Genomic DNA, 21,120 nt, shown 5'->3' with positions numbered 1-21,120 from the left:
CGCCACAGGCAAATCAACTCCCCGCAAGCTCTTTGGTGCGATCCAAGTCCTCTTTTCGGTGCGGGCAAGCCGTGACTGGAAAGTCTATTCGCGCGGCAGGACCACGAGGTCCGATCCGCAATCGTCACAGGTGCCCAGGCTGGGGGATGCGATCATCTGTGAGGTGCCGCATTCCGGGCAGCCCTTCAGGGCCATCCTGAGGGATCCCACCATCCGGTGGGCGCTTTCGCGATGGGCCTCACTCGCCTGGACGATGCTCTCGAACATGGCCGCCTCCCTTGTGGCACCGTGATGCTGCGCCTCAAGGGTTGGCCCGTCAACGAAGCTTTCTGGGTATTCAGGCCGGTTCCCGGCGGCCTGTCGCCAGCATCGGTTCGCGATGTGTGACAAGGCACGCGGCAACGGAGAACAGGCCGAAGAGAACGTGCGGCCAGAGCACCCGGTCGGCAAAGCCGAACAGGAACGGGGAGGCCGCCAGCACGATCCCGCCGAGCCCGTCGAGGATCAGGTGCATCGGCATCGGCAGGATCTTCAGGAGGCCGAGCTCATAGGCTGTCACGGCGGAATACAGCATCGCCCCCGCGCCGAACACGATGGCCACCCATGTGGCGGCCGGCACGTCCCCAAAGCCGAAGAGCCACGGGCTCGCTATCAACGCAACGCCCCAGAGGTAGTCGATCACGCCATGGATGCGGGTGGAGAGGAAACGCATCGCGACGCGCTCAAGCCCCGGTCGTACCCTGTGGACCGCCGAGGTTGGTGTCGAGCCACTGGATGATGTCCCGGCTTTCCAGGATCGGTTCTCCGTCGACCACGAGGCATGGCACCTGGGTCTTTCCGGTCAGCTGCGCGAGCCTGTCCTTCGCGCCCTCCGTCTCGTTGATCTCCAGGAATGCGATCCGGTCCTGCAATCCGCGCTCGTCGATGAAGTCGCGGACGCGGGCCGAGTAGGGGCAGGCCCATTTGTGAATGAGTTCGAGCTTCAAGATCGCGTCCTTTCGGGGGCTATCGTTTGAAGGAGCGGCGCCGGCGACGGAGCAGCGTGGCGACACCGACAATAACGGCGGACAGCACGATGATCGTGCCGATCGTGATCAGCCAAATGGCGCCGCCTTCCATCGGATCTCTCCCTCGAGGTCTTCTCGCCAACGTCATTGGCGCGTCCCTGTTCCGCGAGGGGCAGCCTTGTGCGGGGCCCTGCGCGCTCTAGTTCGCCGAGCATCGACGAGAGGAATCGGCGGCCCATGAGCAGGATCGAATGGCGGCAGGATCGGGTGGCCGGCGTGCCGCTCAACCGCCATGTGGGCTTCGTCGGGTCCGTCGAGGTGGGCAGCGTGGCCTATGACGGCAGCAACCGGTTCTGGATCTGGTCGACGCCCCTGCAGGAGGATGCCTGGGGCTACGGGCCGACGGAGCAGGCCGCCAAGACGGCCCTCGAGCTGTGGCTGGCATCCTGGCTGGAGAACTTTCGGCAGTTCCTTCAGGCTGACGGCAAGCCGCCAGCCTGACCCGAGGCCGGCCCGTTCTGCGTCAGACTCGCGTGTTGCGGCCGCGCCCGAGGAAATAGAACAGCAGGGCCGCGACGACGACCACAGCGACGATAATCCAGAGCCAGTCCAAGCCTTCGCCGGCGGGCTCGACGGGAGCGGCGCCTGGCGGAGCGGGCGCGACCCCGCCGGGCGTTACCTGGGCCATGGCGATGGTGCTCCAGGCCGTGAGCGTCATCGTCAGCAAGGATATCCTGAGTGTCTCGATCATCGGATCTCTCCTTGGCCCCGTGACCGGGCCAAGAATCAACGTCCGCCTCGGAGGCGGCGTTCCGCGTGACCGCAGGGGAACAAGCACCGCTTTGCCCCAGTTGTTGCGGCACGGCTTCGATGCCGCCGACAACGAGGGATGTGCCGATGCCTTCGCAGGACCAAGAGCCGGTCATCGTTCTGGTGGATGAGGAGCCGACCATCCGGCAGGCCGCCGCCCGCCATCTGCGGGAGGCCTCCTTCAGGGTCGTGGAAGCGGCGGATGCGGACGAGGCCCTGAAGCATCTCGAAGCCTCGCCTGTCGTACATGGACTCGTGGCTGACGCCCACCTTCCCGGCAGGATCGACGGGCACGAGCTGGCCGGTCTGGCGCGCAGGCGCTGGCCGGACCTCGCGGTGGTGATGATGTCGGGCCACTCCGACGCCACCTCGGGCCCCGTGCCGACGGGGGCTGAGTTCGTCGCCAAGCCGTATCTGACCACCCATCTCGTCCCAACCCTGAACCGGCTCCTCGGGAGAGACCGATGACCCACGTGGTTCTGCTCGGCGACAGCATCTTCGACAACGGCGCCTATGTGCGGCGCGGCGAGCCCGATGTGGTGAAGCAGGTCCAGGCCAAGCTCCCGCAGGGCTGGACGGCCACTCTCCGGGCGGTCGACGGCGCCGTCGCGACCGGGGTCCTGAGCCAGCTCTCCCGGCTGCCTTCGGAGGCGAGCCATCTCGTCGTGAGCGCCGGCGGCAACGACGCCCTGCGCAGCAGCGGCATCCTGCGCGAGGAGGCCCGCTCCGTCGCCGCGGTGATCGGCCGGTTCGCCGCCGTGCAGGACGAGTTCGCCCGCAGCTACCGCGCCATGCTGGACGCGGTGCTCGAGCGCCGCCTGCCGACCGCTGTCTGCACGATCTACGATGCCCGCTTCCCCGATCCCCAGGAGCAGCGCCTCGTGGTGACGGCCTTGTCGATCTTCAACGACGTCATCACCCGCGAAGCCTTTGCCCGCAGGCTCCCGCTGATCGACCTGCGCCTCATCTGCGACGAGCCGGACGACTACGCCAACCCCATCGAGCCCTCGGCGAAGGGCGGGGACAAGATCGCCAGCGTGATCGCCCAGGTGGTGGCCGGAAACACCATCTTCCCGCGCTCGCAGGTCTATGCGCGGTGAGCGGCTCAAACTCGTGGGTGCGCCAGCTGCTGTTGCATTTTCGCGGGAGCAATTCTGAACAAATCTTCAGAAACCCTTGTTTTTACAAGAAAAGATGAGCGTGCGGCAGCCAAGCTGCGAACCATTCTTCAGGTGCTGAATTGATCTTCCATCGAAGAGTATTTGCCACTTCTCACGAGGTTGACCATGAAGAAGTTAGCATTGCTGGCGAGTGTTGCCATCATCGCTGCCGGAAGCGTCGGAACGGCGGAAGCCCGGCATCGTCATAATCGGGGCGGCGCCATTGCCGCCGGCCTGATCGGCGGCGCTCTTCTCGGCGGCCTGCTTACCGCGGCGGCCACTCCGTCCTATGCCTATCCTGCCTACGGCTACGGCTATTCTCCGTACGCCGCTCCGGCCTACGGCTACCGCACCACCTACAGCTACGGCTACGGTTACCCTGCGGCCTATCCGGCCTACAGCTACCCGGCGGCTTATCCGGCCTACGGCTATGGCTATTATTCGGCTCCCGTGACGCGGGTGGTGTACCGGCCGGCGCCGGTCTACCGGACCCGTGTCGTCTACCGCCAGCCGCGCGTGGTTTATCGTCAGCCTCGCGTGGCGACCCGTGTCGTCTACCGCGAGCCGCGCTATCGCACCCGCGTCGTGTACCGGAATCGTGATCGTCCGGCTTACTATCGGACCACTCGCGGGGATGTGGTCGTTACCGGCTCGCTCCGCCGTCATAACCGCGAGATGGATCGGATCCGCCGCTGGGAAGACACCCGCTCGAGCCGCTGATCATAGCGGAGCAGCCCAATTGGTCTGTTTTCGTTTAGAGCACAAAAGAAAAAACCGCCCGAAAGGGCGGTTTTTATCTGAGCAGATCTGCTGAAAGTCATTACTTAATCTTGGCTTCCTTGAACTCGACGTGCTTCTTCGCGACCGGGTCGTACTTCTTGAACGACATCTTCTCGGTCATCGTGCGCGAGTTCTTCTTCGTCACGTAGAAATAGCCCGTGTCGGCGGTGGAGACGAGCTTCACTTTGATCGTTGCGGCTTTGGCCATGGTTCAGGACCTCTTGTTCGGTTCGACGGTTCGGGTGGCCCCAGGGCATCGCCGAAACGCAAAGGCCGGGCGAACCCGGCCGGAAAATCGTGCGGTTCCCATGCCCGATTATCGCCGGCCAGTCAAGGGCGCAGGGCAGGGTGGAGGTGTAATTCCTGCCCCTGAAAGCCCTACAGCAGTTCCCTCACGAAACGGCCGCGCTGCTGGTGGAAGAAGGGGACCGGAAGCTGATGGGCGAACCCGGCGGCGATCCGGGCTTCCAACTCGCCGAGGATCACGGTGGTGATGGGCGGCAGGTCCAGGGTCTTGGCCTGAGCGATGGTGACCCAGGCCAGCTCCACGAGCTCGGCCTCGGGGCTGATGATTCCCTCGACCTCGTCCGCGATGGCTGTGCGGTCCACGGCGAAGAATCGGGTGTCGAAGCGCCTCACGCGCTTCGGCGGCGTGATGGCCCGGCCGATGAAGTGCAGGGATTCGAGGTCGGGATGGACGCCCCGCTCCTGAAACGCCGCCCAGGCGGTGCCGGCGGGGGCACGCTCCGGGCTGCCGTACTCCTTTGTGCCGAGCATCAGGCCCGTCTCCTCGAAGGTCTCGCGGATGGCGGCGAGTGCCAGGGCTCGGCTGCGCTGGGTCGACGGGCGGGTGACGCGGGCCATGAGGGCCTGCTCGGCGCGGGGGTGGAGCGCGCCCGTCACGGTCATGGAGCGGTCGCCCGCCTCGATGCGCCCGCCGGGAAACACGAACTTGCCCGGCATGAACTTGAGGCCCGCATGGCGCTTGCCCATGAGGACCTTCGGGGTTTTCGCCTTGCGGTCGATGATGATGAGGGTCGCGGCGTCGACGGGGCGGAGAGCAGGGGCCTTCGGGTTGGTCTCAGCGGAAACGAGGCGATCCATCTTCGCCAGGGTTTCGATATCCGTCACGTGCAATGTCCTCGTCGGCGTGTGTCTCGGCCCGGGCGGCCCCGAAGCCATGCATACCTAGCGCGTATTGCAGCCCCACGACAGCGCCTTTCACCGGCTGGAGCAACGCGAGGCACAGGACCAGGGTCAGCGCAGGCCAGATTGCCAGATGCACCCACATCGGCACCTCGAGCCTGGTCTCGGCCATGAGGATCCCGTAGCCGATCAGGTGGCCGACGATGAAGATCACCAGATAAGGCGGCAGGTCGTCGGCGCGGTGGTGGTGGAACTCCGTCCCGCAGGATTCGCAATGGTCGGCGACCTTGAGAAAGCGACCGAACAGCCGGCCCCTGTTGCAGGCCGGGCAGCGGTTCAGGAAGCCGCGCCGCATGGCGGGAACGACCTTCACCTCGTCCGCGTCCGCTGCGGTCTTGATCGACAAAGACATGCCTTATCCTTCTTGTCAGGCGCGCCCGCGCCGCTTGACCTTCACCCGGGTCGGGGAACGGGCGGCTTCCGCCGCCTTGGCCCGGCGGGCCGGCCGCTTGCCGCCCTTCCGGCCGCCGCCGGTCCTGGCGGTGACCCGCCCTTTGGTGAGCAACTCGAAGCGAAGCGCCCCCGCCACGGGCGCCGCCTCCACCAGCTTCACCTCCACCTTGTCGCCGAGGCGGTAGGTCTCGCCGGTATCCTCGCCGCGCATCGAGTGGGTCGTCTCGTCGTAGCGGTAGTAGTCGTTGCCGATAGTGGCAGCCGGAACGAATCCGTCCGCGCCTGTCTCGTGCAGCTTGATGAAGAGACCCGCCTTCGACACCCCCGAGATCTGCCCGTCGAATGTGGCCCCGATCCGGTCCGCGAGGAAGTGCGCGATCAGGCGGTCGATTGTCTCACGCTCCGCCGCCATGGCCCGCCTCTCGGCGGCCGAGATCTTGGCGCTGATCTCGATAAGCTCCGCCCGGGTGGTGCCCTCGGGCAGGCCGTCCTTGCCGAGCTTCAGGGCCGAGACGAGCGCCCGGTGGACGATGAGGTCCGCATAGCGCCGGATGGGGGAGGTGAAGTGAGCGTAGCGTCGGAGATTCAGACCGAAATGGCCGTAATTCTCCGCCGAATACTCGGCCTGGGACTGGGAGCGCAGCACCACCTCGTTGATGAAGAGCTGGTGCTCCGAGCCGTCGACGCTGCGCAGGATGCGGTTGAACAGCTCCGGCTTGATCGGCCCCTGTCCGGGGATCTTGAGGCCGATGGAGGCCAGCACTTCGCTCAACGAGCGCATCTTTTCGAGCGACGGTTCGTCATGGACCCGGTAGATCAGCTCGGACTGCGCCTGCTCCAGGGCTTCCGCCGCCGCCACGTTGGCGAGGATCATGAATTCCTCGATCAGCTTGTGGGCCTCCAGCCGCTCGGGCACGAAGACCCGGTCCACGGTGCCGTCGGGTTTCAGCACGATCTTGCGCTCGGGAAGGTCGAGGAAGAGCGGCTCGCGGATGTCGCGGGCCTTCTTGACCAACTCGTAGGCAGCCCAGAGAGGCTTCAGGATCGTGCCGAGGATCGGCGTCGTGACCTCGTCCGGGCGGCCGTCGATGGCAGCCTGCGCTTGGCTGTAGGAGAGCTTCTCGGCCGAGCGCATCATCACCCGGTGGAAGCTGTGGCGGATCTTTCGCCCGTCGGGGCCGATCACCATGCGGACCGCAAGGGCGGGGCGGTCCTCCCGCGGCCTTAAGGAGCAGAGGTCGTTGGAGATCCGCTCCGGCAGCATGGGCACGACCCGGTCGGGGAAGTAGACGGAGTTGCCGCGCTCCTGCGCTTGCCCATCCATGGCGGAGCCGGGGCGCACATAGGCCGACACGTCGGCAATCGCCACGGTAACGATGAAGCCGCCGGCATTGTTCGGGTCCTCGTCCGGCACCGCGTGGACGGCATCGTCGTGGTCCTTGGCGTCCGGCGGGTCGATGGTCACGAGGGGCAGGGCGCGCCAATCCTCGCGGCCGTCCAGGGTGGCGGGCTTCGCGGCCGCGGCCTCGTCCAGCACCGCCTTCGGGAACTCGTTGGGGATGTTGTGGGCGAAGATCGCGATGAGGCTCACGGCCTTCTCGGATTTCACGGAGCCGAGGCGCTCCTTCACCTTCGCGGTCGGCAGGCCGAAGCGGCCGTGCTTGATCACCGAGACCGCAATCAGGTCGCCGTCCTGCGCCTCGCCCTCGTCGCCGGGGCGGATCTGCAGTTCCTGATCGCGCGCCTTCTTGTCGACCGGGATCAGCCGTCCGCCGCCTTCCGGCAGGCTGCGGAAGATGCCGAGCACCTGGGCCTGCTTCTTGGCGATGATCTTGGTGACGCGTCCCGAATAGCGGTGGATATCTCCGGGCTTCAGCGGATCGACCCGAAGCAGCGCCCGGTCGCCGACGCCTGCCACCGGCATGCCGGGGCGCGGCTTGCGCGGCGACACGAGGATGATCGTCGGGATCGCGCCGTGCTCCTCGTCCCACTCGGTCGGCACCGCAATGAGCTCGCCGTCCCGGTCCCGCCTGGTGATGTCGGCGAGCACCACCGGCGGCAGCTGGCCGGCTTTGTGGACGGTCTTGCCCCTGCGGTCGAAGACGCCCTCGATCTCCAGGTCCTTGAGGATCTGCTTGAGCCAGATCCGGTCGCTGCCCTTGATGTTGAAGTGATGGGCGATCTCCCGCTTGCCCACCTTGCCCTGGGCATGGGTGACGAAGGAGACGACCTCCTCGCGGGAGGGGAGATGGGACCTGGGTTCGGCTTTGGAGGGTTTGACCAAGGGAGGAACTCGTTCTGGTGACGGGGTCTTGTCGCACGCGAGCTTGGCCGCGGCTAGTCAGGGCGGCCCGCGTCTAGGATGACGCTCGGGCCGGGCCAAGAGATCCATCGGCCCGAAACCCGTTCAGGCAAAAAATAAGGCTCCGCGAGGGAGCCTTTGAGGGACCGGCCCGTGGGGGCAGAATGAGCCGGTGAGCTTGTTCAACGTGCCTGAGGCGGGATGGTTCCAGCTGGTGCGAAGATTTTTTGAAAAAGTTTTTGGAGTCGCCGAACCCGCTGTCACGGCCGGGCTTGTCCCGGCCATCCCGACCAGGAAAGCCACGCGCTTTGCCGAAGCGGCATCACCGACACGAGGCAGAGTAGGGACAGGTCGCGTGCCCTCCGACTAGATATCCAGGTCCGCCTCGTCGGCGAAGGCGGCGCGTTCCTGGATGAAGGCGAAGCGGGCTTCGGGCTTGTTGCCCATCAGGCGCTCCACCACGTCGCTGGCCTCGGGCCGCTCCTCGTCGGCCACCACCACCTTCAGAAGCAGGCGCTTCTTCGGGTCCATGGTGGTCTCCTTGAGCTGGCCCGGCAGCATTTCGCCGAGGCCCTTGAAGCGGCTGATCTCGACCTTGCCGCTGCCCTTGAACACGGTCTTCATGAGGCGCTCGCGGTCGGCCTCGTCGCGGGCATAGGCCGATTTCGCCCCTTGCGTCAGCCGGTAGAGCGGCGGGACGGCGAGATACAGGTGCCCGTTGTCGATGAGCTTCGGCATCTGCCGGTAGAAGAACGTGATCAGCAGGGTGGCGATGTGGGCGCCGTCCACGTCCGCGTCGGTCATGATGACGACCTTTTCGTAGCGGAGGTCCGCCTCGCGGAACTGGGAGCCCTGGCCGCAGCCGAGCGCCTGGACGAGATCGGAGATCTGCTGGTTCTGGTGCAGCTTGTCCTTTCCGGCCGAGGCCACGTTCAGGATTTTTCCGCGCAGGGGCAGCACGGCCTGAGAGGCGCGGTCGCGGGCCTGCTTGGCGGAGCCGCCGGCCGAGTCGCCCTCGACCAGGAAGAGCTCGGAGCCCTTGGCGCCGGCATTGGAGCAGTCCGCCAGCTTGCCGGGCAGGCGCAGCTTGCGGGTTGCGGTCTTGCGGGCGACCTCCTTCTCCTGGCGGCGGCGCAGGCGCTCCTCGGCCCGGTCGATCACCCAGTCGAGCAGCTTGTTGGCCTGCTGCGGCGAGGCGGCGAGCCAGTGGTCGAAGGTGTCGCGGATCGAGTTCTCGACAATGCGGCCGGCCTCGACGGTGGCGAGCTTGTCCTTGGTCTGGCCCTGGAATTCCGGCTCGCGGATGAACACCGACAGCATGGACGCGCAGGTGGCCATCACGTCGTCGGTGGTCACCGCCGCCATCCGCTTCGACTGGTTCACGCGCTCGGCGTGCTCGCGCAGGCCGCGGAGCAGGGCGATGCGCAGGCCGTTCTCGTGGGTGCCGCCTTCAGGTGTGGGCACCGTGTTGCAGTACGAGGTCGAGAACCCGTCCTCGTTCGTCATCCAGGCGACCGCCCATTCCAGCGAGCCGTGGCTGCCGGGCTTGGTGATCTTGCCGGAGAAGATCTGGTCCGTGACCAGCTCCTTGCCCTCGATGTCGTGGAGCAGGTAGTCCTTCAGCCCGTTCGGGAACTTGAAGGTCGCCTCTGCCGGAACGTTGGTGACGCCCTCGACCAGCGACGGCGCGCATTTCCAGCGGATCTCGACGCCGCCGAACAGGTAGGCCTTGGAGCGGGCCATCTTGAACAGGCGGCGGGGCTGGAAATGGGCCTCCTTGCCGAAGATCTGCCAGTCGGGCTTGAAGCGCACCCTGGTGCCGCGCCGGTTGAGCACGCGGCCCACGGTCTCGATCTTGCCCTGCGGGATGCCGCGGGAGAAGACCTGCCGGTAGAGGGTCTGGCCGCGGGCGACCTCGACCTCGAGGATCTCGGACAGGGCATTCACCACCGAGACGCCGACGCCGTGCAGGCCGCCTGAGGTCTCGTAGACTTTGGAGTCGAACTTGCCGCCCGCGTGCAGGGTGGTCATGATGACCTCGAGCGCCGACTTCTTCGGGAACTTGGGGTGCGGATCGACCGGGATGCCGCGCCCGTTGTCGGTCACGGAGAGCCAGCCGCCTTCCTCCAGCTCCACCTCGATGAAGGTCGCGTGGCCCGCGACCGCCTCGTCCATGGAGTTGTCGATCACCTCGGCGAAGAGGTGGTGCAGGGCCTTCTCGTCCGTGCCGCCGATATACATGCCCGGCCGGCGGCGGACGGGCTCCAGCCCCTCCAGCACCTCGATGGCCGACGCGTCATAGCCGTCCTCGCCTGGCGTGCCCTGGGCAGGCGCCTGGCGGGAGACCTTGACGGCCGCGTTTCGGGCCGTGGCAGGCGCGGCGCGCTTGGCCGCAGCGCCCCCGAAGAGATCGTCGTTGTCTGTCATTGGGACCTTGGTCCGGGATGATGATTCGCGCTTCTTTACACTATTTCTCATCCCGTTTTTATACGAGAACAAAACGGAAACGTGAAGATGATTTTCAGTGACGGACGGTAAAAGTGTGCGGCACGTTACCCTGTAAAGGTTACCAACGAACTCCCCCTAAAGACTGTCTTACGCCTGTCACCCGGAACTGTTTAAATTCTATTCACGTTGAATGGTTAAGCATGAGCTTAACGGGAGATATGGACGTGGCGACGCGGACGACTTTGGCACCGGCAAAGAAGCTTCACCTCGACCGCGCCGCGCGCAATGCGGGCGAGGCCTTCGCGTTCGACGAGCCCGATACGACCCCGGTTGCGCCGCGCTCTTACGGATCGAGCCTGATCTGGCTCGGCATGGCCGCCGTCGCCGTGCTGGGGCTCAGCCTACTCTTCTAACTTATCCTCAGCCTCCGGATTCCCTCCGAAGAAGCGGACAAGCCGATCCTCGAGGCTCTTGCCGTAGGTCAGCAGGAACAGCGTAGCCAGCGTGCCCGCCACGGTAATGAACCAGGCACCCAGCCCCGCCGTCACACCGAGACTGGCGGCGATCCAGACGGTGGCGGCCGTCGTCAGGCCGTGGACCTGCATATGGTTGCGATCCCGCAGGATCACGCCGGCCCCGAGGAACCCTAGGCCCGTCAGGATGCCCTGCACGACGCGGCTGACCGCATCCTGCCCGAAATGCAGACCCTCATAGATCGAGCCGGACAGGATCACGATGGCCGAGCCGAGGGACACGAGGGCCAGGGTCCGCATCCCGATCGGCTTGTTGTGGATGTCCCGGTTGATCCCCACCGCCATGCCGGCAAGGGCCGCTCCCAGGAGCCGCAGCGAGATCTCGATCTGGTCGCTGTACTCCTCCCAGAGCCAGAACGCCCACTGCTCCATGGCGGTCAGCCTGCCTTGGCGGTTTTCTTGGCGGCAGCCTTCTTCGCAGCCGGCTTCTTGGCGGTGCTCTTCTTCGCTGCCGCTTTCTTCGCCGCAGGCGCCTTGGCGGCAGCCTTCTTGGCAGGGGCTTTCTTGGCAGGGGCTTTCTTGGCCGGAGCCTTGCGGCCGCGGGCAGGCTTCTTCGACGGGCCGGCAGCCCGGCGCGCCTTCAGAAGCTCGACCGCGTCGTCCAGCGTGACGGCCTCAGCCGCCATGGCCCGGGGCAGAGTGGCGTTGGTCTCGCCGTCCGTCACGTAGGGGCCGAAGCGGCCGGCCTTCACCACGATGGACATGCCCGATTCCGGATCCTCGCCCAGAGGGCGGCCCGGATCAGCTGCGCCGCGGCGGGCGCCGCCTCCGCCGCTTTCCTTGGTGACGATCAGGTCGATGGCCCGGTTCGCGCCGATCTCCAGCACGTCGTCGCCCGCGCCCAGATTGGCATAGGTCTTGCCGTGCTGCACGTAAGGCCCGTAGCGGCCGATGCTCGCCAGGATCGGCTCACCCGATTCCGGGTGGACCGCCACCTGGCGCGGCAGCGCCAGCAGCTTGAGGGCCTTCTCCAGATCGACCTGGGCCGGGGACAGGCCCTTGGGCAGGGACGACCGCTTGGGCTTCTCGCCCTCGCCGAGCTGCACGAAGGGGCCGAAACGGCCGTCGCGCAGGGTCACCTGGAGCCCGGTCTCCGGGTCCTCCCCCAGCACCTTCACGCCGGGCTGGCCGCCGTTCTCGGACGAGCCGTCGCCATCGCCGTCGATGCCGGTGGCCGCAAGCTGGCGGGTAAACTTGCACTCGGGGTAGTTCGAGCAGCCGATGAAGGAGCCGAACTTGCCGAGCTTGAGCGAGAGCTGGCCGGTGCCGCAGGTCGGGCAGGTGCGCGGGTTGGAGCCGTCGCCCCTGTCCGGGAAGATGTGCGGGCCCAGCAGTTCGTTGAGCGCGTCGAGCACCTCCGTGGTGCGCAGCTCCTTGGTCTCGCCGATGGCGGCCGAGAAGTGTTGCCAGAACTCGCGCATCACCTGCTTCCAGTCGATCTCGTTGTTCGAGACCCGGTCGAGCTGCTCCTCCAGGTCCGCGGTGAAATCGTATTCCACGTAGCGGCGGAAGAAGCTCTCCAGGAAGGCGGTGACGATGCGGCCCTTGTCCTCGGGGACGAGCCGCTTCTTCTCGATCTTGACGTATTCGCGGTCGCGCAGGGTCTGGAGCACGGCGGCATAAGTGGAGGGCCGGCCGATGCCGAGCTCTTCCATGCGCTTGACCAGCGAGGCTTCCGAATAGCGCGGCGGCGGCTCGGTGAAGTGCTGGCTCGCGGCGATGCGGCGGCGCTCCAGGGAATCGCCCGTCTTCATCGGGGGCAGGCGGCCCTCGTCCTCGTCCGCCTCGTCGTCCTTGCTCTCGTTGTAGAGCGTGAGGAAGCCGTCGAACTTGATCACCTGGCCGGTGGCGCGCATGTCGAGCTTGCGCGGACCCACCTGGGCCGTGATGTCGGCTGTGGTGCGCTCCAGCTCGGCTGATTCCATCTGGCTCGCGATGGTGCGGGTCCAGATCAGGTCGTAGAGGCGGGCCTGCTCGGGCTCCAGGTACTTGGCCACATATTTCGGCAGGCGGCTCATGTCCGTCGGGCGCACCGCCTCGTGGGCCTCCTGGGCGTTCTTGGCCTTGGTCGTATACTTGCGCGGCGCGCCCGGCACGTAGCGGTCGCCGTATTCCTTGCCGATCACCCTGCGGGCGTCCTGCACGGCCTCCGGCGCCATGTCGACGCCGTCGGTTCGCATATAGGTGATGATGCCCACCGTCTCGCCGCCGATGTCCACGCCCTCGTAAAGGCGCTGCGCGATGCGCATGGTCTGGGCGGGAGCCAGCCCCAGCTTGCGCGAGGCCTCCTGCTGCAGGGTCGAGGTGGTGAAGGGCGGGTAGGGGTGGCGCTTGGCCGGCTTGGCCTCGATGTTCGCCACCGAGAAGGTCGCGAGCTCCAGGTCCTTCTTGAAGGCTTCCGCATCCTTGCCGTTGCCGATGTCGAGGCGTGTGATCTTCTTGCCGTCGGCGCCCACGAGGCGGGCGTCGAACACGCCGCCGTCCTTGGTGGCGAGCGTGGCGATCAGGGACCAGTATTCCCTGGGCTTGAAGGTCTCGATCTCGAGTTCCCGGTCGCAGACGAGGCGCAACGCCACCGACTGCACGCGACCGGCCGAACGGGCGCCGGGGAGCTTTCTCCACAGCACGGGCGAGAGGGTGAAGCCCACGAGATAGTCCAGCGCCCGGCGGGCGAGGTACGCATCGACCAGCGCCTGATCGATCTGGCGCGGCTGGCGCAGGGCCGCCTGGACGGCATCCTTGGTGATGGCGTTGAAGGTCACGCGCTCGACCGGCAGGTCCTTCAGCACCCTCTTTTCGCGCAGGGCCTCCAGAACGTGCCAGGAGATCGCCTCGCCCTCGCGGTCCGGGTCGGTGGCCAGGATGAGCTTCTCGGCCCCCTTGATCGCCTTGGCGATGTCGGTGACCCGCTTCGAGCCCCGGTCCTCGAGCGTCCAGATCATGCGGAAATCGGCATCCGGGTCGACCGAACCGTCCTTGGCGGGCAGATCGCGGATATGCCCGAAGGAGGCCAGGACCTCGTAATCCTTGCCGAGATACTTGTTGATCGTCTTGGCCTTCGCAGGCGACTCGACGACGAGGACTTTCATGGACGACTTCCTAAAAGCGGGAGCAGGCGAACGCCCTGCTGCCAGGGCGATACACACCGGTCAGCCCCTGACCGGCGCAGGGCGGGAATAAGTGGTTGATGATGGCCGACAAGTCAAATCGGACTTGTCCGTGCCTTCCTCATATGGCCACGAATGCTCTCTCCAGCAAGGGATTCACGGCTGGTCCAAGGTCGTTGGCGCCGATCATCCGGGCCGGGTTGGCGAGGCGGGTGAGGGCATAGGCTTCGGTTATGGCAGGCGGCGCAGAGCGGACCAGGGCCGCTGTCGCCGCGACCAGGAACAGCCTTTCGGCGATGAACCGGGCTCGGGCCTCGGCGTCGGGCGAGTGGAGCGCCATGACGAGATCCCGTGCCGCTTCCGAGGCACCCGGAAGATCCCGGATATCGGCCATCAGGCTCTCCAGCACGGCGGTGGCGACCTCCGGCTCCCGGGTCTCCGCGCGCAGGATGTCGAGGGCGATCACATTGCCCGAGCCCTCCCAGATCGCATTGACCGGCGCCTCCCGGTAAAGGCGGGGCAGGGCGCTCTCCTCCACATAGCCGTTGCCGCCGAGGCACTCCATGGCCTCATAGAGCAGGCGCGGAGCCGCCTTGCAGATGCCGAACTTGGCCGCAGGCGTGACGAGCCGGGCATAGGCCGCCTGCCGGTCGTCCTTCGGCTGCCGGTCGAAGCTGCGGGCGGCCCGCAGGGCTAAAGCCGTCATGGCTTCGGTCTCCAGCGCCAGATCGGCCAGCACCATGCGCATGGCAGGCTGGTCGATCAGCTTCCTCTGGAATACGCTGCGATGCCGGGCATGATGCATGGCAAGCGTCAGACCCATCCGCGCGAGGCCGGCGGACGCCACGGCGCAGTCGAGGCGGGTCAGCTGTACCATCTCGATGATGGTGCGCACCCCGCGGCCCTCCTCGCCGATTCTCCAGGCAAAAGCCTCGTGGAATTCCACCTCCGACGAGGCGTTCGAGCGGTTGCCGAGCTTGTCCTTGAGCCGCTGCAGGCGAAGGGCATTGAGGGTGCCGTCAGGCCGGAAGCGTGGGGCTAGGAAACACGTGAGCCCGCCCGGCGCCTGGGCCAGCACCAGGAATGCGTCGCACATGGGGGCTGAGAGGAACCATTTGTGGCCGGTGAGCACATATTCATCTCCGGCCTTCGACACAGCCTGGGTGGTGTTGGCGCGGACATCCGTACCGCCCTGCTTCTCGGTCATGCCCATGCCCAGGGTCACGGCCGTCTTTTCCCAGAACGGGATGAAGCGGGAATCGTAATCCCGCGAGCGGATCTTCGGCAGCCACTCGGCGAGCCGGTTCGGCGAGGCCGCGAGCGCCGCTACCGACGCATGCGTCATGGTGACCGGGCAGACATGTCCGCTCTCGACGCCGGCCGCGGTGTAGATCTGTGCGGCACGGGTCGCATGGGAGTGGCCCGAACTCGGCTCGTCCCACGTCGAGGCGTGGAGGCCGTCCTCCATGCTGGCGCGCATGAGCACGTGGTAGGCCGGGTGGAACTCGACCACGTCGATTCGGTAGCCCCGAGCATCATGGGTGCGCAGAAGCGGCGGGTTCTCGTTGGCGAGCCGTCCGATGTCGAGCCGCTCCGCCGAACCCCAGGCTGTCCCGAAGGCGATCAGCCCCTCCGCCTGCGGGTCGACGCCGCAGGCCTCGAGGGCATCGAGCAAGGACCGGTTGGTTGCGACGAGGTTCACGTCGCCGAAAGGTGGGGTCTGGTTGAGAACGTCATGGGTCTCGAACGAGGGCATGGCCGGCGATCCCGCAACACAATCCCTTGTATATACTAGCGCGGAGCGGCCGATCGCGTAGGGAGCCTGCTTGCCGCCGTTTCCCGGAGCGCCTATAGCCATCGCTTTAAGATGACAGACGCCCCCCGATCCGTTTTTCCCCACCGGCACCTCCTCGGCATCGAGGGGCTGTCTCCCTTGGACATTCAGGCGCTGCTGGACCTTGCCGACGAACAGGTCGAGGTGAGCCGGCAGATCGAGAAGCGGAAGTCGACCCTCCGGGGCCGGACCCAGATCAACCTCTTCTTCGAGGCCTCGACCCGCACGCAATCGTCGTTCGAGATCGCCGGCAAGCGGCTCGGCGCCGACGTGATGAACATGTCCGTGGCCTCGTCCTCGGTGAAGAAGGGCGAGACCCTGATCGACACGGCCGTGACCCTCAACGCCATGCGGCCGGACATCATTGTCGTGCGCCACCACGCGGCGGGCGCCGTGCATCTGCTGGCCCAGAAGGTGGACTGCTCGGTGGTGAATGCCGGCGACGGCGCGCACGAGCATCCGACCCAGGCGCTCCTCGACGCGCTCACCATCCGCCGCAACAAAGGCCGCATCGAAGGCCTGACCGTCGCGATCTGCGGCGACATCCTGCATTCGCGGGTGGCGCGCTCCAACATGATCCTGCTCGCCGCCATGGGCGCCCGGGTGCGGCTCGTGGCGCCCACGACCCTGCTGCCGCCCGGCATCGCCCGGCTCGGCTTCGAGACCTTCACCAGCATGGAGCAGGGACTGAAGGATGCTGACATCGTCATGATGCTGCGCCTCCAGCGCGAGCGCATGAACGGCTCCTTCGTACCGTCCGTGAAAGAATATTTCCGCTTCTACGGCCTCGACCAGGAGAAGCTCGGCTTCGCCAAGCCCGACGCCCTCGTGATGCATCCCGGCCCCATGAACCGGGGCGTGGAGATTTCCTCCGACGTGGCGGACGGCGCGCAGTCGCTCATCCGCGAACAGGTCGAAATGGGCGTCGCCGTGCGCATGGCGGTGCTGGAGGCTCTGGCGAGCCATCTGCCGAACCGGTGAGAGGCGTCATGAGCAACCAACCCATCCTCTTCAAGAACGCCCGCCTCATCGATCCCGCCAGCGGGCGCGAGGAGCGCGGCGGCGTGCTGGTGCGCGACGGCGTGATCCAGGATCTCGGGCCGCAGCTGAAACAGGCCGCCGACGCGCAGGTGGTCGATTGCGGCGGTCAGGTGCTGGCCCCCGGCCTCATCGACATGCGCGCCTTCATCGGCGAGCCCGGCGGTCCTTATCGCGAGACCCTGAAGAGCGCCGGCGAGGCGGCTGCCGCTGGCGGCGTCACCACCGTCGTGTCCATGCCGGACACGAGCCCGGTTCTCGACGACCCGGCGGTGATCGACTTCATCGTGCGCCGCGCCCGCGACACCTCCATGGTCAACATCCGCCCGGCGGCGGCGCTGACCAAGGGATTGCAGGGCGCCGAGATGGCGGAGATCGGCCGCCTGAAGGAGGCCGGCGCCATCGCGTTCACGGACGGGGCGCGCCCGGTCACCAACGCCCAGGTGATGCGCCGGGCGCTCACCTATGCCCGCGACTTCGACGCGCTCATCATCCACCACGTGGAGGATCCCGATCTCGTCGGCCAGGGTGTGATGAACGAGGGCGAGTTCGCCTCCCGTCTGGGGCTTCCCGGCATTCCGCGCGAGGCCGAGACCGTGATGCTGGAGCGCGACATCCGCCTCGTGCGCCTCACCGGCGGGCGATACCACGCGGCGATGATCTCCTGCGCCGATTCGGCCGAGATCGTGCGGGCTGCCAAGGCGAGGGGGCTGCCCGTCACCTGCGGCGTGTCCATCAACCACCTGGCGCTCAACGAGAACGACATCGGCGACTACCGCACCTTCCTGAAGCTCTCGCCGCCGCTGCGGCACGAGGACGACCGGCAGGCGATGATCGAGGCGCTGGCGGACGGCACCGTCGACGTGATCGTGTCGGACCACAATCCACAGGATGTGGAGACCAAGCGACTGCCGTTTGCCGAGGCTGCCGACGGGGCCGTGGGGCTCGAGACCCTGCTTTCGGCCGCCTTGCGCCTCGTCCATTCGGACCGCATTTCCCTGCCGAAGCTTCTGCGGGCCCTGTCGACGAAGCCTGCGGAAATCTTGGGCTTGCCGGGAGGCCGGCTGGCCGTCGGGGCTCCGGCCGACCTGATCGTGTTTGATCCGGACGCGCCCTACGTGCTCGACAAGCGCCAGCTCAAGTCCCTGTCCAAGAACACGCCCTTCGACGAAGCGCGTCTCGAAGGCCAGGTGACCGTCACGATGGTTGCGGGCCGGGTGGTTTTTCAACGCGAAACGATGTAACGAGAAGTGAATGTCTGACGAGGCCAATCTCCTGTACCTGCTGGCAGCCCTGCTTTTCGGCTATCTCCTGGGCTCGATCCCATTCGGGTTGATCTTCACCCGCATGGCGGGCCTTGGCGACGTGCGGAAGATCGGGTCCGGCAATATCGGCGCCACCAACGTGCTGCGGACCGGACACAAGGGTCTTGCGGCCGCAACGCTCGTTGCCGATGCCCTGAAGGGCACCGCGGCGGTGCTGATCGCTGCGCAATGGGGGCCGCAATTCGCAACCATGGCCGCTCTCGGCGCCTTCCTCGGGCACCTCTTTCCGGTCTGGCTCGGGTTCAAGGGCGGCAAGGGCGTGGCCACCTTCATCGGCGTGCTGATCGGCCTCAAGCCCCTGGCGGCGCTGATCTTCTGCGCGATCTGGCTCGGGGTCGCCTTCGCGTCCAAGTACTCCTCGCTCTCGGCCCTCATCGCCAGCGCCGCGACTCCGATTGTGCTCTGGCTCCTGGGCGAGCCCGGCATGGCCGGCATGGCGGTGATCCTCGTGGCGCTCCTGTGGTGGAAGCACGGCCAGAACATCAGCCGTCTCCTCGACGGGACCGAGGGCAAGATCGGGCAGAAGGGATGATCCCATGATCCTGACGGATGAGCAGCGTCTCGACTGGCTTCGCCTCATCCGCTCGGAAAACGTGGGCCCGCGCACCTTCCGCGCCCTGATCAACCAGTATGGCGGCGCGGCGGCCGCGCTCGACGCCCTGCCGGATCTCGCCCGTCGCGGCGGGCGCCTGCTGCTTAAAGTTTGCAGCCGGGCCGAGGCCGAGAAGGAGATGGCCGCGGCTGCGCGCCTCGGCGTGCGCTTCATCGCCATGGGCGAGCCCGACTACCCCAAGACCCTTCAGGCCATCGACACGGCTCCGCCGCTCATTGCGCTTCGCGGCAATGCTGCGGTGCTGGCCAAGCCCTCCGTCGCCATCGTGGGCTCGCGCAACGCGTCTGCGTCCGGCCTGACCTTCACCGAGCGCCTCTCCCGTCAACTGGGCGATGCGGGCTACGTCATCATATCGGGGCTGGCGCGGGGCATCGACACGAGGGCTCACAAGGCGACGCTCGCGACCGGCACGGTGGCCGTGCTCGCCGGCGGGCACGACCGGATCTACCCGGCCCAGAACGAGCCGCTGCTCCAAGCGATCCTCGACCAGGGCGGGGCTGTGATCTCCGAGATGCCCATGGGCTGGGAGCCGCGCGGGCGCGACTTCCCGCGCCGCAACCGTATCGTCTCCGGCCTGTCCTACGGTGTCGTGGTGGTGGAAGCGGCGCGCCGCTCCGGCTCGCTCATCACCGCGCGGTTCGCCCTGGAGCAGGGGCGCGAGGTCTTTGCCGTTCCCGGCTCGCCTCTCGATCCGCGCGCCGAGGGCACCAACGACCTCATCCGCGATGGGGCGAATCTCTGCGCCGGCGTCGAGCATGTCACCGGCGTGCTGGAGCCTCTCATCGCCTCCGGCCCGCGCCTCGACCGGAGCGCCGAGGAGCCGCATCACGCCCTTGGGTCGGAGGAGCTCTGGGACGAATTGGACCTGCCCGACATCGCCCGCGCCCCGGTGCGGCCCGTCATGCCCGATGCCGGGATCGAGGACGAGGCGGAGGAGGGCCGGGCCGACCTGATCACGTTCCTCGGCCCGTCGCCGGTGGCCATCGACGATCTCGTCCGGCAATCCGGCCTGTCGATCCGCTCGGTCCAGACGGCGCTGCTCGAACTCGAGATCGCCGGGCGGCTCGAGCGTCACGGCGGCAACGTGGTGTCGTTGATCGGGCCCTAGAGCTTCGGACCCAAAAGTGGATCTGCACTTTTGGGTTCCATCCGACGCTCAATCCAAAGCTGCGCATGGTTCGGCCCTTTGGGTCCGAACGATGCGCTAGTCGTCCTTGCTACCGGACTGCACCGTCCGGATGGCTTCCAGCCGGGCCATGTCGAGAAGGTAGGCCAAGAGATCGAGGTTGGCCTTGCGGGCGAGATAGGCCAGCTCCGCCGAGAACTCGGCCACGTACTGGGCCGTTTCCGCCGGGTTCATCCCGCTGGCGGGGCGAGGGCGGTCCTCAGCGCCCGAAACGTCTTTCGCGGCCGGGGCTTCTCCGGAGGGGCGCAGGGCTTTGGTCATGAGGGATGACGCTGTCTCACTGTTGCAATTGTCCTAGTTAGCAGCACAACCGCCAATAAGACAAGCCGGTGCATTATACTTGTGATTGCGGGATTGCTGCCGGGCCTCAACCGAGGAGGGAGATGAGCACCGGCATGGAGAGCAGGGCGAGCAGGGTCTGCAGCGTCAGGATCTCCGCCATGAGCCCGGCATTGCCTCCCATCTGGCGCGCCAGCACGTAGGCCGCGCTGGCGGAGGGCACGGAGGCGGCGATGATGGTCACCGTCATGTCGCTGCCGGTGACGCCCATGAACCCCGCGAGGGTTCCGGCCATCACAGGCAGGAGGACGAGCTTGAGGCCCGCAGACAATGCGTGGGGCAGGCCGGGACGGGCGAGGCGCCGGATATCGAGGCCCGCGCCGACGATCAGGAGGCCGGCTGCCAGCGCCGCCCGGCCCATGACCTCGATATAGGCCGCCATCGGCTTCGGCAGCGGCGGGGCCAGGAGATTGAGGGCAAGCCCCACCGCGCAGGACCAGATGAACGGGTTGGTCACGAAGGAGCGCAGGATGTCGACAGGGCTGCGCCGGGGCTGGCCGGCAAAGCGGATGAACACATAGAAGGCGAGCAGGTTGAGCAGCGGCACCATGGCGGCGATGGCCACCGCGATCAGCGCGATGCCGCGCTGGCCGAACAGGATGCCGGCGACGGCCAGCCCCACGAAGGTGTTCCAGCGCGTCGCGCCCTGGAAGATCGACGTGAAGCTCGGGCCGTCGATGGCGAAATGGCGCTCCAGCAGGGGGCGCAGGGCGAGCACCAGCACCGCCATGGCGAGGATCGCGCCCACGAGAGCGCCCCCGACGCCGAGGACCGGCACGGAGGAGAGGTCGGCCCGCGACAGGGTGTCGATGATCAGCGCCGGAAAGAAGATCACATAGGTGACGCGCTCCATCCCGGCCCATTGCTGCTCGCCGACGAACCCCGTGGCCCGGCACAGCCAGCCGGTCGCAATGATCAGGAAGGTCGGGATCAGGCTGGCGAGGACGGCGGACATGGGAATCCGGAGCGGGAGGAGCGGACAGTCCGGCAAAAGCGGCGTGCATGAAGCGCTTAAGCGGGAACGCCGCCATCGACAAGC

23 protein-coding genes are annotated in these 21,120 nt (G+C 66.8%); 9 read left to right on the top strand and 14 right to left on the bottom strand.

Translation table 11 applies throughout. The features are described from left to right. Positions 1 to 84 precede the first annotated feature (84 nt). The 3 genes from JAO75_RS19765 to JAO75_RS19755 form a co-directional block, all read right to left on the bottom strand. Positions 85 to 267, bottom strand: coding sequence for a hypothetical protein (locus tag JAO75_RS19765; RefSeq protein ID WP_199050863.1), 183 nt, complete (start codon positions 265 to 267; stop codon positions 85 to 87). 70 nt (positions 268 to 337) lie between these two features. After that, on the bottom strand, positions 338 to 712 hold the full coding sequence (locus JAO75_RS19760) for an SPW repeat domain-containing protein (RefSeq protein WP_199050862.1): 375 nt from the start codon (positions 710 to 712) through the stop codon (positions 338 to 340). Positions 713 to 722: 10 nt separating this feature from the next. Beyond that, positions 723 to 986, bottom strand: coding sequence for a glutaredoxin family protein (locus tag JAO75_RS19755; protein ID WP_199050861.1), 264 nt, complete (start codon positions 984 to 986; stop codon positions 723 to 725). 258 nt (positions 987 to 1,244) lie between these two features. Here JAO75_RS19755 and JAO75_RS19750 point away from each other — a divergent pair, with 258 nt between their 5' ends. Continuing rightward, entirely contained in the window at positions 1,245 to 1,508 is a 264-nt protein-coding gene (locus JAO75_RS19750; protein WP_199050860.1) for a hypothetical protein, read from the top strand. Positions 1,509 to 1,530: 22 nt separating this feature from the next. On the opposite strand, the gene JAO75_RS19745 is transcribed toward JAO75_RS19750, so the two are convergent. Continuing rightward, on the bottom strand, positions 1,531 to 1,758 hold the full coding sequence (locus JAO75_RS19745; protein ID WP_199050859.1) for a hypothetical protein: 228 nt from the start codon (positions 1,756 to 1,758) through the stop codon (positions 1,531 to 1,533). A 146-nt stretch (positions 1,759 to 1,904) separates the two neighbouring features. Here JAO75_RS19745 and JAO75_RS19740 point away from each other — a divergent pair, with 146 nt between their 5' ends. The 3 genes from JAO75_RS19740 to JAO75_RS19730 all read left to right on the top strand — a co-directional run bounded on the left by JAO75_RS19740 (position 1,905) and on the right by JAO75_RS19730 (position 3,697). Beyond that, entirely contained in the window at positions 1,905 to 2,285 is a 381-nt protein-coding gene (locus JAO75_RS19740) for a response regulator (protein WP_199050858.1), read from the top strand. Next, entirely contained in the window at positions 2,282 to 2,917 is a 636-nt protein-coding gene (locus JAO75_RS19735) for an SGNH/GDSL hydrolase family protein (RefSeq protein ID WP_199050857.1), read from the top strand. The genes JAO75_RS19740 and JAO75_RS19735 overlap by 4 nt, the downstream gene beginning before the upstream one ends. A gap of 186 nt (positions 2,918 to 3,103) precedes the next feature. Next, a complete protein-coding gene (locus tag JAO75_RS19730) occupies positions 3,104 to 3,697 on the top strand; it encodes a hypothetical protein (RefSeq protein ID WP_199050856.1) in 594 nt (197 codons plus the stop codon). 100 nt (positions 3,698 to 3,797) lie between these two features. Here the strand turns inward: JAO75_RS19730 and rpmG are convergent, their stop codons facing one another. The 5 genes from rpmG to parE form a co-directional block, all read right to left on the bottom strand. After that, positions 3,798 to 3,965, bottom strand: coding sequence for a 50S ribosomal protein L33 (rpmG, locus tag JAO75_RS19725; protein ID WP_173950390.1), 168 nt, complete (start codon positions 3,963 to 3,965; stop codon positions 3,798 to 3,800). A gap of 170 nt (positions 3,966 to 4,135) precedes the next feature. After that, positions 4,136 to 4,861 (bottom strand): NUDIX hydrolase, encoded by a 726-nt coding sequence (locus JAO75_RS19720; protein WP_199050873.1) that lies wholly within the window; start codon positions 4,859 to 4,861, stop codon positions 4,136 to 4,138. Further along, complete coding sequence (locus JAO75_RS19715; protein WP_199050855.1) at positions 4,839 to 5,315, bottom strand: DUF983 domain-containing protein; 477 nt, start codon at positions 5,313 to 5,315, stop codon at positions 4,839 to 4,841. Before JAO75_RS19715 ends, JAO75_RS19720 begins: the two co-directional genes overlap by 23 nt. A 15-nt stretch (positions 5,316 to 5,330) precedes the next feature. Further along, positions 5,331 to 7,640 (bottom strand): ribonuclease R, encoded by a 2,310-nt coding sequence (gene rnr / locus JAO75_RS19710; RefSeq protein WP_199050854.1) that lies wholly within the window; start codon positions 7,638 to 7,640, stop codon positions 5,331 to 5,333. Positions 7,641 to 8,024: 384 nt separating this feature from the next. Next, positions 8,025 to 10,085 carry a DNA topoisomerase IV subunit B gene (gene parE, locus JAO75_RS19705; protein WP_199050853.1) on the bottom strand — a complete coding sequence of 687 codons (2,061 nt, stop codon included), beginning with the start codon at positions 10,083 to 10,085 and terminating at the stop codon, positions 8,025 to 8,027. A gap of 245 nt (positions 10,086 to 10,330) precedes the next feature. Between parE and JAO75_RS19700 the strand changes: the two genes are divergently transcribed. Continuing rightward, positions 10,331 to 10,519 (top strand): hypothetical protein, encoded by a 189-nt coding sequence (locus tag JAO75_RS19700; protein WP_199050852.1) that lies wholly within the window; start codon positions 10,331 to 10,333, stop codon positions 10,517 to 10,519. Here the strand turns inward: JAO75_RS19700 and JAO75_RS19695 are convergent. From JAO75_RS19695 to JAO75_RS19685, 3 genes are all read right to left on the bottom strand, one after another. Then, positions 10,508 to 11,011, bottom strand: coding sequence for an MgtC/SapB family protein (locus JAO75_RS19695; protein WP_199050851.1), 504 nt, complete (start codon positions 11,009 to 11,011; stop codon positions 10,508 to 10,510). The two genes, JAO75_RS19700 and JAO75_RS19695, sit on opposite strands and share 12 nt — an antisense overlap. Positions 11,012 to 11,016: 5 nt before the next feature. After that, positions 11,017 to 13,728: a type I DNA topoisomerase gene (gene topA, locus JAO75_RS19690; protein ID WP_199050850.1), complete on the bottom strand. Its 2,712-nt coding sequence runs from the start codon at positions 13,726 to 13,728 to the stop codon at positions 11,017 to 11,019. Positions 13,729 to 13,867: 139 nt separating this feature from the next. Next, on the bottom strand, positions 13,868 to 15,502 hold the full coding sequence (locus tag JAO75_RS19685) for an isovaleryl-CoA dehydrogenase (RefSeq protein WP_199050849.1): 1,635 nt from the start codon (positions 15,500 to 15,502) through the stop codon (positions 13,868 to 13,870). Between the two features lie 111 nt (positions 15,503 to 15,613). Here JAO75_RS19685 and JAO75_RS19680 point away from each other — a divergent pair, with 111 nt between their 5' ends. The 4 genes from JAO75_RS19680 to dprA are packed head-to-tail and all read left to right on the top strand — an operon-like array spanning position 15,614 to position 19,664. Next, positions 15,614 to 16,561, top strand: a complete 948-nt coding sequence (locus JAO75_RS19680) for an aspartate carbamoyltransferase catalytic subunit (protein WP_199050848.1) — start codon at positions 15,614 to 15,616, stop codon at positions 16,559 to 16,561. An 8-nt stretch (positions 16,562 to 16,569) separates the two neighbouring features. Continuing rightward, entirely contained in the window at positions 16,570 to 17,862 is a 1,293-nt protein-coding gene (locus JAO75_RS19675; RefSeq protein ID WP_199050847.1) for a dihydroorotase, read from the top strand. Positions 17,863 to 17,872: 10 nt separating this feature from the next. Next, positions 17,873 to 18,475, top strand: coding sequence for a glycerol-3-phosphate 1-O-acyltransferase PlsY (gene plsY, locus JAO75_RS19670; RefSeq protein WP_199050846.1), 603 nt, complete (start codon positions 17,873 to 17,875; stop codon positions 18,473 to 18,475). Positions 18,476 to 18,479: 4 nt separating this feature from the next. Beyond that, positions 18,480 to 19,664: a DNA-processing protein DprA gene (gene dprA / locus JAO75_RS19665; protein WP_199050845.1), complete on the top strand. Its 1,185-nt coding sequence runs from the start codon at positions 18,480 to 18,482 to the stop codon at positions 19,662 to 19,664. A 96-nt stretch (positions 19,665 to 19,760) separates the two neighbouring features. Here the strand turns inward: dprA and JAO75_RS19660 are convergent, their stop codons facing one another. Both JAO75_RS19660 and JAO75_RS19655 read right to left on the bottom strand, forming a co-directional pair. Then, a complete protein-coding gene (locus JAO75_RS19660) occupies positions 19,761 to 20,003 on the bottom strand; it encodes a hypothetical protein (RefSeq protein ID WP_199050875.1) in 243 nt (80 codons plus the stop codon). Between the two features lie 106 nt (positions 20,004 to 20,109). Further along, complete coding sequence (locus tag JAO75_RS19655) at positions 20,110 to 21,036, bottom strand: AEC family transporter (RefSeq protein ID WP_199050844.1); 927 nt, start codon at positions 21,034 to 21,036, stop codon at positions 20,110 to 20,112. Positions 21,037 to 21,120: the final 84 nt, after the last annotated feature.

This window comes from Microvirga splendida, assembly GCF_016427565.1.
Lineage (GTDB): Bacteria > Pseudomonadota > Alphaproteobacteria > Rhizobiales > Beijerinckiaceae > Microvirga > Microvirga splendida.
The sequence above is the reverse complement of the archived record's forward strand: the minus strand, read 5'-3'. Positions and strand labels throughout refer to the sequence as shown.

Excerpts from the sequence above, each read along its gene's own strand:
- JAO75_RS19765 (WP_199050863.1), bottom strand. The coding sequence starts at position 267 with ATGTTCGAGAGCATCGTCCAGGCGAGTGAGGCCCATCGCGAAAGCGCC.
- JAO75_RS19760 (WP_199050862.1), bottom strand. The coding sequence starts at position 712 with ATGCGTTTCCTCTCCACCCGCATCCATGGCGTGATCGACTACCTCTGG.
- JAO75_RS19750 (WP_199050860.1), top strand. The coding sequence starts at position 1,245 with ATGAGCAGGATCGAATGGCGGCAGGATCGGGTGGCCGGCGTGCCGCTC.
- JAO75_RS19745 (WP_199050859.1), bottom strand. The coding sequence starts at position 1,758 with ATGATCGAGACACTCAGGATATCCTTGCTGACGATGACGCTCACGGCC.
- JAO75_RS19740 (WP_199050858.1), top strand. The coding sequence starts at position 1,905 with ATGCCTTCGCAGGACCAAGAGCCGGTCATCGTTCTGGTGGATGAGGAG.
- JAO75_RS19735 (WP_199050857.1), top strand. The coding sequence starts at position 2,282 with ATGACCCACGTGGTTCTGCTCGGCGACAGCATCTTCGACAACGGCGCC.
- JAO75_RS19730 (WP_199050856.1), top strand. The coding sequence starts at position 3,104 with ATGAAGAAGTTAGCATTGCTGGCGAGTGTTGCCATCATCGCTGCCGGA.
- rpmG (WP_173950390.1), bottom strand. The coding sequence starts at position 3,965 with ATGGCCAAAGCCGCAACGATCAAAGTGAAGCTCGTCTCCACCGCCGAC.
- JAO75_RS19720 (WP_199050873.1), bottom strand. The coding sequence starts at position 4,861 with ATGGATCGCCTCGTTTCCGCTGAGACCAACCCGAAGGCCCCTGCTCTC.
- JAO75_RS19715 (WP_199050855.1), bottom strand. The coding sequence starts at position 5,315 with ATGTCTTTGTCGATCAAGACCGCAGCGGACGCGGACGAGGTGAAGGTC.
- parE (WP_199050853.1), bottom strand. The coding sequence starts at position 10,085 with ATGACAGACAACGACGATCTCTTCGGGGGCGCTGCGGCCAAGCGCGCC.
- JAO75_RS19695 (WP_199050851.1), bottom strand. The coding sequence starts at position 11,011 with ATGGAGCAGTGGGCGTTCTGGCTCTGGGAGGAGTACAGCGACCAGATC.
- topA (WP_199050850.1), bottom strand. The coding sequence starts at position 13,728 with ATGAAAGTCCTCGTCGTCGAGTCGCCTGCGAAGGCCAAGACGATCAAC.
- JAO75_RS19685 (WP_199050849.1), bottom strand. The coding sequence starts at position 15,502 with ATGCCCTCGTTCGAGACCCATGACGTTCTCAACCAGACCCCACCTTTC.
- JAO75_RS19680 (WP_199050848.1), top strand. The coding sequence starts at position 15,614 with ATGACAGACGCCCCCCGATCCGTTTTTCCCCACCGGCACCTCCTCGGC.
- JAO75_RS19675 (WP_199050847.1), top strand. The coding sequence starts at position 16,570 with ATGAGCAACCAACCCATCCTCTTCAAGAACGCCCGCCTCATCGATCCC.
- plsY (WP_199050846.1), top strand. The coding sequence starts at position 17,873 with ATGTCTGACGAGGCCAATCTCCTGTACCTGCTGGCAGCCCTGCTTTTC.
- dprA (WP_199050845.1), top strand. The coding sequence starts at position 18,480 with ATGATCCTGACGGATGAGCAGCGTCTCGACTGGCTTCGCCTCATCCGC.
- JAO75_RS19660 (WP_199050875.1), bottom strand. The coding sequence starts at position 20,003 with ATGACCAAAGCCCTGCGCCCCTCCGGAGAAGCCCCGGCCGCGAAAGAC.
- JAO75_RS19655 (WP_199050844.1), bottom strand. The coding sequence starts at position 21,036 with ATGTCCGCCGTCCTCGCCAGCCTGATCCCGACCTTCCTGATCATTGCG.